The sequence below is a fragment of the Streptomyces purpurogeneiscleroticus genome, assembly GCF_020024005.1.
In the GTDB taxonomy this organism is placed as follows: domain Bacteria; phylum Actinomycetota; class Actinomycetes; order Streptomycetales; family Streptomycetaceae; genus Streptomyces; species Streptomyces purpurogeneiscleroticus.
On record NZ_NHSG01000157.1, the window covers coordinates 1 to 15276 of the forward strand.

The window sequence follows — 15276 nt, forward strand, 5'->3', positions numbered from 1 at the left end:
GTCACGGGAGGAGCCTCCTGGCGGGGCGTTTCGGGGATCGGGGGATCGAAGGGCGGTTCTCGGTGGTCAGGTGCGGTCCTCGGGCGGCGCGTAGCTCGGGAACGACGGGTCGCCCTCCTCGGGGTCCGTTTCGGCGTAGGGGTCGGGCCCCGCGCCCACGTGCGGGTCGGTCGTCAGCTGCGGGTCGGTGCCCAGGCGCGGGTCCGGGCCGGCGAGACGGCGGACGGCGGCCATCGGGATGGGCAGCCAGTCCGGCCGGTGCCGTGCCTCGTACAGCACCTCGTACACGGCCTTGTCGGTCTCGTACGCGCGCATCAGCTCCGGAACGGAGTCCGGGTCCAGGCCGCCGGCCTCGGCATAGCCGCGGCAGAACGCGTTCCGCGCGCGCCGCGCCCACTCCAGTGACCAGGCGTCGCCGCCGCCGGGGCCGCTGCGCGCCGCGTAGTCGAAGGACCGGAGCATAGCGGCCACGTCGCGCACCGCGGGCTGGACATCGCGCCTTTCCGCCAACGGCCGGGCCGGCTCGCCCTCGAAGTCGATGACCGACCAGCGGCCCTCGCCCGCGGAGCGCAGCGTCTGGCCGAGATGCAGGTCGCCGTGGATGCGCTGCGCGGCGAAGGTGCGGCCGTCCCGGCCGAGGGTGGTCAGCGCGTGGAAGGCGGTGCGCAGCCGGGTGCGGTACGGGCGCAGCGCCGGGACCGCGCGGGCGGCGACGTCCAGCCGCTCGGCCATGCCGGCGGCGATCAGCTCCAGGTGGGTGCGGCGCAGCTCGGTGGTGGGCAGCGTCTCGGCGAGTGCGGTGTGCACCTCGGCGGTGGCGTGGCCGAGGGCCCGCGCGGAGCCGGTGAAGTCGGCGCGTACCGAGAGGGCGTTGAGCGCGAGCTGCCAGCCGTCCGCCGCGCCGTCCAGGAACGGTGTGAGCACGCCGAGAGTGATCGGTTCTGCGGCGTGATGGCGCGGTCCTTCGGCCGCCGTCACCGGCCCCGCCGCGTCCGACTCGAACCACGCGACCGGCGGGGGCACCCGCGAGCACTTCGCGCGGGCCAGTGCCAGCGGCAGTTCCAGGTCGGGGTTGAGGCCGGGGGAGGCCCGCCGGAAGAACTTCAGGATGTAGGCGTCGCCGAAGACCACGGAGGTGTTGGACTGTTCGGAGGTCAGCGGCCGGGCGGTGAGGCCGGAGGCGATGGCCGTCTCCGGCTCGACGGTGAAGCGGAGCGCGCCCAGCTGCCCGGGCACCCGCAGCCGTTCCAGCAGCAGCGTGCACAGCCGCGGGTCCAGCAGCGCGTCGTACATCGTGCGCCCGGCCAGCGGTCCGCCGTCCGGGCGGCCGATCAGCGCGTGGGCGAGCCGCGGCGGCAGCGTGCCGTGCACGCCGAGCAGCAGCTGGTAGCAGTCGTCGTCCTCGGGCGTGCGGGCCGGCGGTCCGGGCTGCCGGGCGCGGACGAGGAGATGCAGCAGTCCGGGCGCGGCGGCGCTGCCGGCGGTCCCGTCGACGGGCAGCAGTTCGGCGGCCGCGACCAGGTCGAAGCCGGTGACCGGGCGGCCCTTGCCCGCGAACCACCGCTGCCGTGGCACCCATTCGCGCAGCAAAGGGTCGAGCGAGGGCAGCAGTCCGGGTGCGGTGGTGACGGACGGCCGGTGGTGCCGGCCTTGCAGAGCACGGGTCGAGGCGGTTTCCGACATGACGTCGCGTCCTTTCCCCGGGCACACGACAGCTACGGCAAAGTGTCCCGGAATACGGCCTTTACTGTGGGGCGGTGCGGGACGTGTCGGGCGAGGATCGTCCGTACGGCAGCGGATCTGCGGCAGGTGTCCCCACGCCCGGAGGCGCGGCGAGTGGATCGTCCGGCCCGTGCGGCAGTAGGGAGACTGCCCGGGCGAAAGGTCGAAAAACACCCGAACACGCCTTGCGTGCATGTACGGGCGGGTAGCTTCACGCCTCCGGCACGGACGGCCTGCCGGCCGGCGCGACGGGCCCGTACGCGGTGGTGCGCGGGCGCGCCCTGAGGTGCGCCCGCGCGGCACCGGCCCGAGAGCCCGGCCGGTGCCCGGAACGTCGTGCCGGCTAAGCCACCGCGTCCTTCCGCAGCCGGAACCAGTAGAAGCCGTGGCCCGCCAGGGTCAGCAGGTACGGCAGCTGGCCGATGGCCGGGAACCGCACGCCGCCGATCAGCTCGACCGGGTGCCGCCCGTCGAACGTCTGCAGGTCCAGCTCGGTGGGCTGGGCGAAGCGCGAGAAGTTGTGCACGCACAGGACGAGGTCGTCCTGGTACTCGCGCAGGAACGCCAGTACCGCCGGGTTCGACGAGGGCAGTTCGGTGTACGTGCCCAGGCCGAAGGCGGGGTTCTGCTTGCGGATCTCGATCATGCGCCGGGTCCAGTGCAGCAGGGACGACGGCGAGGACATCGCGGCCTCGACGTTGGTCACCTGGTAGCCGTAGACCGGATCCATGATCGTGGGCAGGAAGAGCCGCCCCGGATCGCAGGACGAGAAGCCGGCGTTGCGGTCCGGCGTCCACTGCATGGGGGTGCGCACCGCGTCCCGGTCGCCCAGCCAGATGTTGTCGCCCATGCCGATCTCGTCGCCGTAGTACAGGATCGGCGTGCCGGGCAGGGACAGCAGCAGGGCGGTGAACAGCTCGATCTGGTTGCGGTCGTTGTCGAGCAGGGGCGCGAGGCGGCGGCGGATGCCGATGTTGGCGCGCATCCGCGGGTCCTTGGCGTACTCCGCGTACATGTAGTCGCGCTCTTCGTCCGTGACCATTTCGAGCGTGAGCTCGTCGTGGTTGCGCAGGAAGATGCCCCACTGGCAGCCGGACGGGATCGCCGGGGTCTTGGCGAGGATTTCCGAGACCGGGTAGCGGGACTCGCGGCGTACCGCCATGAAGATGCGCGGCATCACCGGGAAGTGGAACGCCATGTGGCACTCGTCGCCGCCGGTCTCCGGGTCGCCGAAGTAGTCGACCACGTCCTCCGGCCACTGGTTGGCCTCGGCCAGCAGCACCGTGTCCGGGTAGTTCGCGTCGATCACGGACCGGACCCGCTTGAGGAAGGCGTGCGACTGCGGGAGGTTCTCGCAGTTGGTGCCCTCCTCGGCGTAGAGGTAGGGCACGGCATCCAGCCGGAAGCCGTCGATGCCCAGGTCCAGCCAGAAGCGCAGCGCGGAGATCATCTCCTCCTGGACCGCCGGGTTCTCGTAGTTGAGGTCCGGCTGGTGGGAGAAGAAGCGGTGCCAGTAGTACTGCTTGCGCACCGGGTCGAAGGTCCAGTTGGACGCCTCGGTGTCGACGAAGATGATGCGGGCGTCCTGGTACTGCTTGTCGTCGTCCGCCCAGACGTAGTAGTCGCCGTACGGCCCTTCGGGGTCGGTGCGGGACTCCTGGAACCACGGGTGCTGATCGCTGGTGTGGTTCATCACCATGTCGATGATCACCCGCATGCCGCGCTGGTGCGCGGCGTCCACGAACTCCACGAAGTCGGCGAGGTCACCGAACTCCGGCAGCACCGAGGTGTAGTCGCTGACGTCGTAACCGCCGTCCCGCAGGGGGGACTTGAAGAACGGCGGCAGCCAGAGGCAGTCGACGCCCAGCCACTGCAGATGATCCAGCTTGGCCGTCAGGCCCTTCAGGTCGCCGACGCCGTCCCCGTTGCTGTCCTGGAACGAACGCACCAGGACTTCATAGAAGACGGCCCGTTTGAACCAGTCGGGATCGCGGTCCTTGGCCGGAGTGTCCTCGAACGTGTCGGGGACGGGCTCGTTGACGATCAATTGGGTGACCCTCCGATCGGTGAGGACGGTCGCAGGGACAGCACGTGCGCGGGCGCAATGCCACTGCCCGGCTCCAGGCGCACATAGTTGTCCCTGCCCCAGTGGTAGGTCTCGCCGGTGAGCTCGTCGCGCACCGGTACGGACTCGTGCCGGTCGAGGCCGAGCTCCGGCATGTCCAACGACACCGTTGCCTCGTGGGTGTGGTGCGGGTCGAGGTTCACGACCGTGAGGACCACGTCGGCACCCTCGCGCTTGGAGTAGGCAAGGACCGCGTCGTTGTCGACATGATGGAAGTGCAGGGCACGCAACTGCTGGAGTGCCGGATGACGGCGGCGCAGCCGGTTGAGTGCCGTGATGAGGGGAGCGATGCTACGGCCCTCGCGCCCCGCTGTCTGCCAATCCCGGGGACGCAGCTGATACTTCTCCGAATCCAGGTACTCCTCGCTCCCGTCTCGTACGGGAGTCCCTTCGCAGAGCTCGTATCCGGCGTACACGCCCCACGTCGGGGACAGGGTCGCGGCGAGCACCGCGCGTACCTCGAAGGCCGCCCGGCCGCCGTGCTGAAGGTAGGCGTGCAGGATGTCCGGGGTGTTCACGAACAGGTTCGGCCGCATGCAATCGGCCGAATCCCGGGACAGCTCGGTGAGGTACTCGGTCAGCTCCTGCTTGGAGTTGCGCCAGGTGAAATATGTGTAGGACTGCTGGAAACCGATCTGCGCGAGGGTGCGCATCATGGCGGGGCGGGTGAACGCCTCGGCCAGGAAGATGACGTCCGGATCGGTGCGGTTGATGTCCGCGATCACTTTCTCCCAGAACACCACCGGTTTGGTGTGCGGATTGTCGACCCGGAAGATGCGCACCCCCTGCTCCATCCAGAAGCGCAGCAACCGCTCCGTCTCCTTCACCAGCCCGCGGAAGTCCGCGTCGAAGGCGATGGGGTGGATGTCCTGGTACTTCTTCGGGGGGTTCTCGGCGTACGCGATGGTCCCGTCGGCGCGGTGGTGGAACCACTCGGGATGCTTGTCCAGCCAGGGATGGTCCGGCGAACACTGCAGCGCGAAGTCCAGCGCCGCCTCCATGCGCAGGTCCCGCGCGGTGCGCACGAAGTGCGCGAAGTCCTCGAAGGTGCCCAGGTCCGGGTGGATGGCGTCGTGCCCGCCCTCGGCCGAGCCGATCGCCCACGGCGAGCCGACGTCGTGCGGGCCCGCGGAGAGTGCGTTGTTCGGGCCCTTGCGGTGGGTCGTGCCGATCGGGTGGATCGGCGGCAGGTAGACCACGTCGAAGCCCATCGCGGCGACCTCCGGCAGCCGCTCGGCGGCGGTCCGGAAATTGCCGCTGACCAGGGTCCCGTCGGGCGCCTCGTACGCCCCCTCCGAACGCGGGAACATCTCGTACCAGGAGCCGTACAGCGCCCGGCGCCGCTCCACCAGCAGCGGCATCGGCCGGGAAGCACTGACCAGTTCGCGCAGCGGGTGCAGGCCGAGGGTGTCCATCACCTCGGGGGTGAGCGCCGCGGCCAGCCGGGTGGCGGCCGGCAGGCTCTCGTCGCGCAGCGTGTCGGCCACCCGCAGAATCGATTCGCGCCCCGCGTTCTTCGGCACCCCCGCCGCCGCCTGCTCGTGCAGCGCCGCACCCTCGGCGAGCACCAGGCCGGTGTCCTGGCCGGCCGGGATCTTGACCTGCGCCGTGCGCCGCCAGGTCGTCACCGGGTCCGACCACGCCTCCACGGTGTACGTCCAGCGGCCCTCCGCGTCCGGGGTGACCAGCGCGCCCCAGCGGTCCGTGCCCGGCGCCAGCTCCCGCATCGGCGTCCACGGACCGCTCCGGCCGCCCGGGTCGCGCAGCACGACATTGGCGGCGACCGCGTCATGGCCTTCCCGGAAGACCGTGGCGGAGACTTCGAAGGTTTCGCCGGTCACCGCCTTGGCCGGGCGGCGCCCGCAGTCGATCTGGGGACGGACGTCCAGGACGGGAATGCGACCGATCATGGGATCACCTGAGACTTGGGACACTTTGCGGGGTGTTGTCCTTTGTATCTCCGCGGCGGGCTTACGGGTTGCGGGCATGAACGGTCCTGTCGCCTTTCACTCGGTTGGAGGTGCGCAGGGCGGGGGACACGCGGGGGGAGGCACGCAACGTACGTATCCGCCAGAGCCTTCCCACGCCCCGCGGCCGGGCAATCCGGCCGCGGGTGAACTACTCGTACGTAACACCGCACCGCGATCAAGCCGGGCGAACCGGCCGCCGCGTGGCGAGCGGACAGCAGCGGACCGGCTCCGCCGACGGGCGGAGCCGGCCCTCACGGCCCTGTCCGGAGCGGTACTAGCCGACCCGGAGCAGCCGGTTCGGAGAGCCCAGCGCACTCTTGACCTGGCCCGACGAAGCGCCGGCGACCAGCGCCTTCCCGACCTCCGCCGGCGTCGCCTTCGGATGCCGCGCCACGTAGAGCGCGGCCGCGCCCGCGGCGTGCGGCGCGGCCATGGAGGTACCGGAGAGCGCCTTCTCGGCCGTGTCGTTCGAGCTCCAGGCCGAGGTGATGCCCACACCCGGCGCGAACAGGTCCACGCCGGGCCCCCAGTTGGAGAACTCGGCCCGGGTGTCGTCGTTGTCCGTGGCGCCGACCGTGACGGCCTCCGCGACCCGGCCGGGCGAGTACAGGTCGGCCGGCAGCCTGTTGTTCCCGGCCGCGACGGTGAACGTCACCCCGGCCTTTTCGATCGCGCTTTGCACCGCCTGGTCCAGCTGGGGGGACGCCATGGTGCCCAGGCTCAGGTTGGCCACCGAGGGCTTTCCCTTGGCGTGCTGTGCCACCCAGTCGATGCCCGCGATGACGTTGTCGGTGGTGCCGGAGCCCTCGGCGTCCAGCACCCGCACCGAGACGATGTCGGCCTTCTTGGCTACGCCGTACTTCTCACCCGCAATGGTGGCGGCCACATGGGTGCCGTGGCCGTTCGCGTCGAGCGCGTCCTTGTCGTCGTCGACGAAGTCCCACCCGCTTCTGACCCGTCCCCCGAAGTCCTTGTGGGTGGTGCGCACGCCGGTGTCCAGGACATAGACGCTGACGCCCGCGCCGCCGCCGGGCGGCATGACGTACGACTTGTTCAGCGGCAGGGTCTTCTGGTCGATCCGGTCCAGGCCCCAGGACGGCGGGTTCTTCTGGAGGGCCCCCGGCGCCTTCACGGTGTCCGTCAGCTTTACCGTGCGGTTCTGGCTCACCGCCGCCACCGAGGGGTCCGCCGCGAGACGCCGGGCCTGGGTCGCGTTCGCCCGTATCGCGTAGCCGTTGATGGCCTTGCGGTACGTCCGGCGTATCGTCGCGCCGTACTTCGCCGCCAGCCGCTTCCCCGCCTTCGACCGCGCGTCGATGCCCCGCGTGCCCTGCTTGAAGGTGACGATGTAGCTGCTGCTCACCGCGCCGGACGCCCCCGCCCCCAGTACCCGGCCTTCGGGCGGCGCAGCGTGGGCCGGCAGCGTGGCGGCGCAGAGCAGGGCCGCCGACGCGGCGGCCGTGCTCCCCGCGGCCAGCCGTCGCCGGGCTGTTCGTGTCCAGGCCATGTACGGAGTTCCCCTCTTCTCTTCAACTCGACAGGCGGGCAAGGGTGTTGCGTCCGTGGCGCCGGCTGCCGCGCCGCGCTCCACCGACGCCATCCTGCAGCCTTCCGTGGGCCCGCAGTCCGTACAAGAGAGGACGACGGGGCGGAATCGGCCATATCGGGTCGATGGTGCATGGCGAAGGTTGCGGCGATTTCTGGCCGGATTCCGCGCCCGGCCCGGCCGCGGCCGTCCGGCGGGCAGACGCGGCGGGGCCCACGGGCCCGCTCCGGGACCGGCACCTCCGCCAGGAGACGTACGGGACGGTCTGCAAGGGGCGTATGCGAGTGCGGTCGGCGCGTGGGGCGGGCCTTTCGAGCGGTTGTGTGCAGTGCCGGGCGCGCGCTGTGGTTGCTGCGGCCCGCCCGCCGCTACGGTCGGAGCGTGAAGGCCATTCGTCGATTCACCGTGCGCCCTGTCCTTCCCCCGTCCCTACGACCGCTCAGCGAACTGGCGCGGAACCTGCGCTGGTCCTGGCACACCGAAACCCGCGAGCTCTTCCACGCCCTGGACCCCGACGGCCGGCAGCGGCCCGGCACCGACCCGGTCCAGCTCCTCGGCACCGTCACCGCCGAGCGCCTGGCCGAGCTGGCCGCCGACCGCCGCTTCCTGCGCCGGCTCACCGCCTGCGCCGACGACCTGCAGGACTACCTCGCCGGCCGCCGCTGGTACCAGTCCGTCGACGGTGCCCTGCCCGAGGCCGTCGCCTACTTCTCACCGGAATTCGGCATCACCGCCGCCCTCCCGCAGTACTCCGGCGGCCTCGGCATCCTCGCCGGCGACCACCTCAAGGCCGCGTCCGACCTCGGCGTCCCGCTGATCGGCGTCGGTCTGCTCTACCGTCACGGCTACTTCCGCCAGACCCTCTCCCGCGAGGGCTGGCAGCAGGAGCACTACCCGGTCCTCGACCCCAACGAGCTGCCGCTGGAACTCCTCCGAGAGGACGACGGCAGCCCCGCCCAGGTCTCCCTCGCGCTCCCCGGCGGCCGCCGGCTGCGCTCGTACATCTGGCAGGCCCGCGTCGGCCGCGTGCCGCTCCTCCTCCTCGACTCCGACGTCGAGGAGAACGGACCCGGCGAACGCCAGGTCACCGACCGTCTCTACGGCGGCGGCAGCGAACACCGTCTGCTCCAGGAAATGCTGCTGGGCATCGGTGGCGTACGGGCCGTCCGTACGTACTGCCGGCTCACCGGCCACCCAGCCCCCGAGGTCTTCCACACCAACGAGGGCCACGCCGGCTTCCTCGGCCTGGAACGCATCCACGAACTGTCCGAAGAGGACGCCGGGGGGCTCGATTTCGACAGCGCCCTGGAAGCCGTACGGGCCGGTACCGTCTTCACCACCCACACCCCCGTACCCGCCGGCATCGACCGCTTCGACCGCGAACTGGTCGCCCGGCACTTCGGCCCCGACGGCGAACTCCCCGGCATCGACGCCGCCCGCGTCCTCGGCCTGGGCATGGAGAGCTACCCCGGCGGCGAGCCCAACGTCTTCAACATGGCCGTCATGGGCCTGCGGCTGGCCCAGCGCGCCAACGGCGTCTCCACGCTGCACGGCGGCGTCAGCCGCGAAATGTTCGCCGGACTCTGGCCCGGCTTCGACCCCGACGAGGTACCGATCACCTCCGTCACCAATGGCGTGCACGCACCCACCTGGGTCGCCCCCGAGGTCTTCCGCCTCGGCGCCCGCCAGATCGGCGCCCAGCGCACCGAGGACGCCTTCACCGTCGGCGGCTCCGAACGCTGGGACCGGGTCGCCGACATCGCGGACCCCGCCATCTGGGACCTCCGCCGCACCCTGCGCGAACAGCTCGTCACCGAAGTACGGATGCGGCTGCGCGCCTCCTGGCGGCAGCGCGGCGCCGCCACCGCCGAACTGGCCTGGATCGACGGAGTCCTCGACCCCGACGTCCTCACCATCGGTTTCGCCCGCCGGGTACCGTCCTACAAGCGCCTCACCCTCATGCTCCGCGACCGCGACCGCCTCATGGAGCTGCTGCTCCACCCCGAGCGGCCGATCCAGATCGTGGTGGCCGGCAAGGCGCACCCCGCCGACGACAGCGGCAAGCGCCTCGTCCAGGAGCTGGTCCGCTTCGCCGACGACCCGCGCGTCCGCCACCGCATCGTCTTCCTGCCCGACTACGGCATGGCCATGGCGCAGAAGCTCTACCCCGGCTGCGACATCTGGCTGAACAACCCGCTGCGCCCCCTGGAGGCGTGCGGCACCTCCGGCATGAAGGCCGCCCTGAACGGCGCGCTGAACCTCTCCGTCCTCGACGGCTGGTGGGACGAGTGGTACGAGCCGGACTTCGGCTGGTCCATTCCCACCGCCGACGGCACCGCCACCGACGACGAGCGCCGCGACGACCTCGAAGCCGCGGCCCTCTACGAACTCCTCGAACAACGCGTCGCGCCGCGCTTCTACGAACGCGACGAGGCGGGCGTACCGCACCGCTGGGTCGAGATGGTCCGCCGTACGCTCGTCACCCTCGGCCCCAAGGTCCTCGCCGGCCGGATGGTCCGGGAGTACGTCGAGCGGCTCTACGCCCCCGCGGCGCACGCGCACCGCGCCCTCACCCCGGATGCCGCGCGCGGCCTCGCGGAGTGGAAGGTCAGGGTGCGGGAGGCGTGGCCGCGGGTCGCGGTGGACCACGTCGAGACCGGCAGCCCCACCACGCCCGCCAACGGCCAGGCCGAACTGGGCGGCACCCTCGCCCTGCGCGTCCGGGTCACGCTGGACCAGCTGGCCCCCGAGGACGTCGAGGTGCAGCTGGTCTCCGGCCGGGTCGACGAGTCCGACCGGATCGCCGACCCGCTCACCGTCCCGCTCAAGCCGGCGGGCGGCCCCGACCTGGAGGGACGCTGGCTGTACGAGGGCCCGCTCGTCCTGGACCGCACCGGCCCCTTCGGCTACACGGTCCGCATCCTCCCCGCCCACCCCCTGCTCTCCACGCACGCCGAGATGGGCCTGATCGCGGTCCCGTCGGAGGCCACGGGCGAGGCGGCGGGGGTGCTGCTGCGGTGATACCGGACGGCGCTGTGCACACGACCGTATGGGACGACGCGGGCACCGGCGGGCCGCCCGCCGTCCTCGTCCACGGGATCCTCACCTGGGGCGACGACGACCAGTACGGCTTCGCGGCACAGCGCCCGCTGGCGGCACGGCACCGGCTGCTCCTGATGGACCGCAGGGGCTACGGGCGGAGCCCGGACATCGACCGCAGCGACTGGGCCGTCGACGCCGAGGACATCACCGGGCTGCTGGCGTCCTGCGGCGGTGCCCATCTGGTCGGGCACGCGTACGGCGGGGTCAGCGCCATGGCCGCCGCCGTACGCCGCCCGGACCTGGTGCGCTCCCTCGCCCTGATCCAGCCCGGCGCGCTGCGGCCCGCCGAGGCCGATCCGGTGGTGGCCGCGGCCCTGGCCCGGGCCCGGGCGGCCACCGCCGCCCTTCCCGCAGACCTCACGCCGGAGGAGTACCTGCGCGCCGCGACCGAGTCCGTCGGCATGGAGACGCCGGAGCCGACACCGGCTCGGCTGCGCGCGGCGGCCACCACCATGGCCGAACGCCCCTGCTGGGAGGCGGACATCCCGCTCACCCCACTGGCCGGGGCACCCTTCCCGAAGCTCATGATCTCCGGCGACTGGGCGGGTGCGCCCGAGGCGTACCGCAAGTACGCGGGCGAGCCGCTGATCGCCGCCGCCCGCCATATCGCCACCGCGGTGGGCGCCGCCCACCTGGTCGTTCCGGGCTACTACCCGCACACCCAGCAGCCCGCACGGGTCAACGCGGCACTGGCCGACCTGTGGACGGCCGCCCGCACCGCATGAAGGACGGTGTCCGGAGGGATATCGGGAGCCTCCGGACACCGCCCGGCTCGTGCATGCCGGAAGGGGCGGATCACCCTGTGGACAACGCCCACGCGGCTCCCCGCCCCCCTAAGCTCCCCGGACTGTAAGGGGGGCCTGGTGGCGAAGCGTTACTTCACCGCCACGCCCGTCCAAGCCGCCTCGACGCCCTTGACCTCGGCGCTGTCCGCGCCGAACAGGTCCGTGGCGGCCTTCACGGTCGCCTCGCGGGCGGCCTTGTAGTCGGTCGTGGAGGTCATGTACGCGGTCAGCGCCTTGTACCAGATCTTCTCGGCCTTCTCCCGGCCGATGCCCTCGACCTTGGAGCCGTCGGCGGTCGGGCTGTCGTACTTCACGCCGTCGATCTCCTTCGCGCCGCTGCCCTCGGACAGCAGGTAGAAGAAGTGGTTGGCGATGCCCGAGGAGTAGTGCACGTCGACGTCCCCGGCACCCTCCTTCCAGAAGTCCAGCGAGTTGCCGTCCTTGCTGGGCTTGTCCATGTAGCGCAGCGGAGTGCCGTCACCGTTGATGTCGATCTTCTCGCCGATGAGGTAGTCGCCCGGGTCCTCGGTGTTCTTCGCGCTGAACTCCGTCGAGGCGCCGAAGATGTCGGAGGTCGCCTCGTTCAGGCCGCCGGACTCTCCGCTGTACTCCAGGTTCGCGGTGGCCGAGGTGACGCCGTGCGACATCTCGTGCGCCGCGACGTCCAGCGCGGTCAGCGGGTGGGTGTTGCCCTCGCCGTCGCCGTACGTCATGCAGAAGCAGCTGTCGTCCCAGAACGCGTTCACGTAGTTCTGGCCGTAGTGCACGCGGGAGGACGCGCCCTTGCCGTCGCCGTTGATGCCGCTGCGGCCGTGCACGTTCTTGTAGTAGTCCCAGGTGACCTGCGCGCCGTACGCCGCGTCGACGGCCGCGGTCTGCGGGTCGTCGCCCTTGCCGGTGCCCCAGTTGTCGTCGTCGTCCGTGAGCAGCTTGCCCTCGCCGCTCTCCGAACCGCCCAGGTCGAACGTGCCGTGACCGCCACGGCTGTCGTCGGTCAGCTCGTAGCCGCTGCCGCCCTTCTTGGTGGCCAGCTCGACCTTGCCGCTGTACATGCTGGTGCCGGCGCCGGTCTCGATGGCCTGGTGCTGGAAGAGCTTCTTGCCCGTGGTCGCGTCGGTGACGACGTGCAGCTCGCTGGGGGTGCCGTCCTTCTGGACGCCCTTGACGACCGTCTCGTACGCGAGGACCGGCTTGCCGTTGGCCGCCCAGATCACCTTGTTCGGCGTCGCCGCGTCGGACTTCTTGATGCCCTCCGTCTTGCCGGACACCGACTCGGCGGACGTCGCGGCCGACTTCGGGGCGATCTTCGGGGTGGTGGAGGCGACCTTGATGGTGGCCTTCGTGGCCTTGGTGGTCGACTTGATGGCGCCGCCCTTGGCCTGGTGGACGACGAGGTCGCCGCCGAGCACGGGCAGGCCGTCGTAGGTGCGCTCGTAGCGGGTGTGCGTGGTGCCGTCCGCGTCCTTGATGACGTCCTTGACGACCAGCTTCTCCTTGGCCCCGAGGCCCAGCTCCTCGGCGGTCTTCGCCTTCGTGGCCTGCGCGTCGCGCAGCAGTTCGGCGCGGTGCGAGGCGGTCATCTTGACCGGCGCGCCGGCGGCCTCCGGGGGGGCGGGGGCCGCGCCCGCCGTGCCGGTGGCGATGCCGGCCGCGAGCAGCGCGGCGGCGGCCACGGAGGCACCGGCGATACGGGTGGTACGCGATATGTGGGGGGTCACGCGTGCTCCTTCAACTTTGCCTGTGGTGGGGGGTGCAAAGCGATGCGGGTGGTACGTGCGGGGTTAGCGTGCCACCCGAACGGGCGGCTGTCACCGGCTAATTGGCGCCGCTTCGCAATTTGTTCGCAAAGAGCGAGCCGACGTCCGCATAACGGAGGAGTGCCACCCCCGCCGCTCGGCGGGGGTGGCACTCCCTGTTGTCCGTCTGCCGGCAGACCGGGTCAGAAGGTCAGCTTCCAGCTGTTGATGTGGCCCGTGTCGCCGGAGTACACGTCCCGCACCCGCAGCTTCCAGGTGCCGGCCGCGTTCTCCGCCGAGGCGTTCACGGTGTACGTGGTCCGCACGTCCGCCGCCGAGTCCCAGGCGCTGGAGTTCTTCAGGCGGTACGCGGTGCCGTCCGGCGCGACCAGGTCGATGACCAGGTCACCGCGGTAGCTGTGCACGATGTCCACGCCGACCTTGAGGGTGCTGGGCGCCGTGCCGGTCCGGTTGACGCTGATCGACGAGGTGACCGCGGAGCCCGCGTCCGGGATGGCCACGTCGTTGGTGTTCTCGAAGACGTTGCCGCCCGGGTCGGGGTCGCCGCCGTCCCCGACGCGGCTGCCGACGTTCACCGCGGCCCAGGTGTTGGCGACCGTGTTGTAGGTCGGGGTGTCCTTGCCGAAGAGGTCGGCGGCGGCCTGCAGGGTGGCGGTGCGGGCGCCCGCGAAGTTGGTGTTGGAGCTCATGTACTGGGTGAGCGCCTTGTACCAGACCTTCTCGGCGTTGGCCCGGCCGATGCCCGGCACGGGCAGGCCGTCGGAGGTCGGGCTGTCGTAGTGCACGCCGTTGATGTCCTTCGCGCCGCTGCCCTCGGACAGCAGGTAGAAGAAGTGGTTGGCGATGCCGGAGGAGTAGTGCACGTCGACGTTGCCGACGCCCGAGTACCAGGAGTCCTTGGACGCGCCGTCCTTGCTGGGCTTGTCCATGTAGCGCAGCGGGGTGCCGTCACCGTTGATGTCGATCTTCTCGCCGATGAGGTAGTCGCCCGGGTCCTTCGGGTTGTTGGCGTTGAACTCCACGGCCGCCGCGAAGATGTCGGAGGTCGCCTCGTTCAGGCCGCCGGACTCACCGCTGTAGACGAGGTCCGCGGTGTTGGAGGTGACGCCGTGCGTCATCTCGTGCGCGGCCACGTCGATCGAGGTGAGCGGCGCGGCGTTGCCCGACCCGTCGCCGTAGGTCATGCAGAAGCAGCTGTCGTCCCAGAAGGCGTTGACGTAGTTGTTGCCGTAGTGGACCCGGCTGTACGCGCCGACGCCGTCGCCCTTGATGCCGCTGCGGCCGTGCACGCTCTTGTAGTAGTCCCAGGTGAGCTGCGCGCCGTACGCGGCGTCCACGCCCGCGGTCTGCACGTTCTGCGGGGTGCCGTCGCCCCACACGTCGTCCGGGTCGGAGAAGAGCGTGCCGGTGCCGGACGAGCCGTGGTTGAGGTTGTACGTCTTGTGGTTGCCGCGCGTGGTGTCGGTCATCGTGTACGAGGGCGCCGTGCCGATCGTCACCTGGCCGCTGTACTGGCTGTTGCCGGTGCCCTGGTCGATCTCCTGGTACTGGAACAGCTTCTCGCCGGTGGTGGCGTCGGTGATGACGTGCAGCCGGTTCGGCGTCTGGCCGTCCTCCTGGAGCCCGCCGACCACGGTCTCGTACGCGAGGACCGGCTTGCCGTCCGCCGCCCAGACGACCTTGCGCGGCTCCTTGGCCTCGGACTTCTCCGCGCCCTCTGCCTTCGACGCCTTCAGGGCCTTCGCCTCGGCGGTCGCGGGCGTCACGGCCGCCTTCGTGCCGGCCACGGCTATCCGTGCCCGCACGCCCTTGGTGACCCGCTCGACCTTGCCGGTCCTGGTCTCGTGCACGACGAGGTCGCCGCCGAGCACGGGCAGTCCCTCGTAGGTGCGCTCGTACCGGGTGTGCGTCGTGCCGTCGCGGTCCTGCTGGACGTCCCGGACGACGAGCTTCTCCTTGGCGCCGAGCTGGAGCTTCTTCGCCGTCTGCGCGGTGGTGGCGGCGGCGTCCTTCAGCAGCTCCGCACGCTGCGAGGGGGAGAGCTTGGCGGGCAGGGCGCCCGCCCGGGGCTGTGCGTGTGTGCTGCCGGGGTTGGGCGCGGCGTTGCCCGCGCCGGTCTGCACGCCGACGGCGAGGAGGGCCGTCACGGCGACGAGGGTGCCGGTGGCCATCACACGTCTGCGGCCCGTCGCGGCACGTCCATGGGGGGTGCGTCTCACGCTGGCTCCTTCTGCGAGGCCGCGGCGGGATGGCCACGGCCGGGGGGACC

The 15276-nt window shown here is 71.2% G+C and carries 8 protein-coding genes; 2 read left to right on the top strand and 6 right to left on the bottom strand.

Translation table 11 applies throughout. The features are described from left to right. Positions 1–66: 66 nt before the first annotated feature. From CCS38_RS09000 to CCS38_RS09015, 4 genes are all read right to left on the bottom strand, one after another. Positions 67–1683, bottom strand: coding sequence for a maltokinase N-terminal cap-like domain-containing protein (locus tag CCS38_RS09000; protein ID WP_223732671.1), 1617 nt, complete (start codon positions 1681–1683; stop codon positions 67–69). A gap of 382 nt (positions 1684–2065) precedes the next feature. Beyond that, on the bottom strand, positions 2066–3769 hold the full coding sequence (gene treS, locus CCS38_RS09005; protein ID WP_223732672.1) for a maltose alpha-D-glucosyltransferase: 1704 nt from the start codon (positions 3767–3769) through the stop codon (positions 2066–2068). Beyond that, positions 3766–5757 (bottom strand): alpha-1,4-glucan--maltose-1-phosphate maltosyltransferase, encoded by a 1992-nt coding sequence (locus CCS38_RS09010; protein ID WP_223732673.1) that lies wholly within the window; start codon positions 5755–5757, stop codon positions 3766–3768. Before CCS38_RS09010 ends, treS begins: the two co-directional genes overlap by 4 nt. A gap of 334 nt (positions 5758–6091) precedes the next feature. Further along, positions 6092–7324, bottom strand: a complete 1233-nt coding sequence (locus CCS38_RS09015) for a S8 family peptidase (protein ID WP_223732674.1) — start codon at positions 7322–7324, stop codon at positions 6092–6094. A gap of 420 nt (positions 7325–7744) precedes the next feature. Here CCS38_RS09015 and glgP point away from each other — a divergent pair, with 420 nt between their 5' ends. Both glgP and CCS38_RS09025 read left to right on the top strand, forming a co-directional pair. Further along, positions 7745–10384, top strand: coding sequence for an alpha-glucan family phosphorylase (glgP, locus tag CCS38_RS09020; protein ID WP_223732675.1), 2640 nt, complete (start codon positions 7745–7747; stop codon positions 10382–10384). A gap of 14 nt (positions 10385–10398) precedes the next feature. Beyond that, a complete protein-coding gene (locus tag CCS38_RS09025) occupies positions 10399–11190 on the top strand; it encodes an alpha/beta fold hydrolase (RefSeq protein WP_223732676.1) in 792 nt (263 codons plus the stop codon). A 149-nt stretch (positions 11191–11339) separates the two neighbouring features. Here CCS38_RS09025 and CCS38_RS09030 read toward each other — a convergent pair whose 3' ends face one another. Both CCS38_RS09030 and CCS38_RS09035 read right to left on the bottom strand, forming a co-directional pair. After that, the gene (locus CCS38_RS09030; RefSeq protein WP_223732677.1) at positions 11340–12968 is read right to left on the bottom strand and encodes a M4 family metallopeptidase; all 1629 of its coding nucleotides are present in this window, start codon (positions 12966–12968) and stop codon (positions 11340–11342) included. A gap of 221 nt (positions 12969–13189) precedes the next feature. Continuing rightward, complete coding sequence (locus tag CCS38_RS09035) at positions 13190–15178, bottom strand: M4 family metallopeptidase (RefSeq protein ID WP_223732678.1); 1989 nt, start codon at positions 15176–15178, stop codon at positions 13190–13192. Positions 15179–15276: the final 98 nt, after the last annotated feature.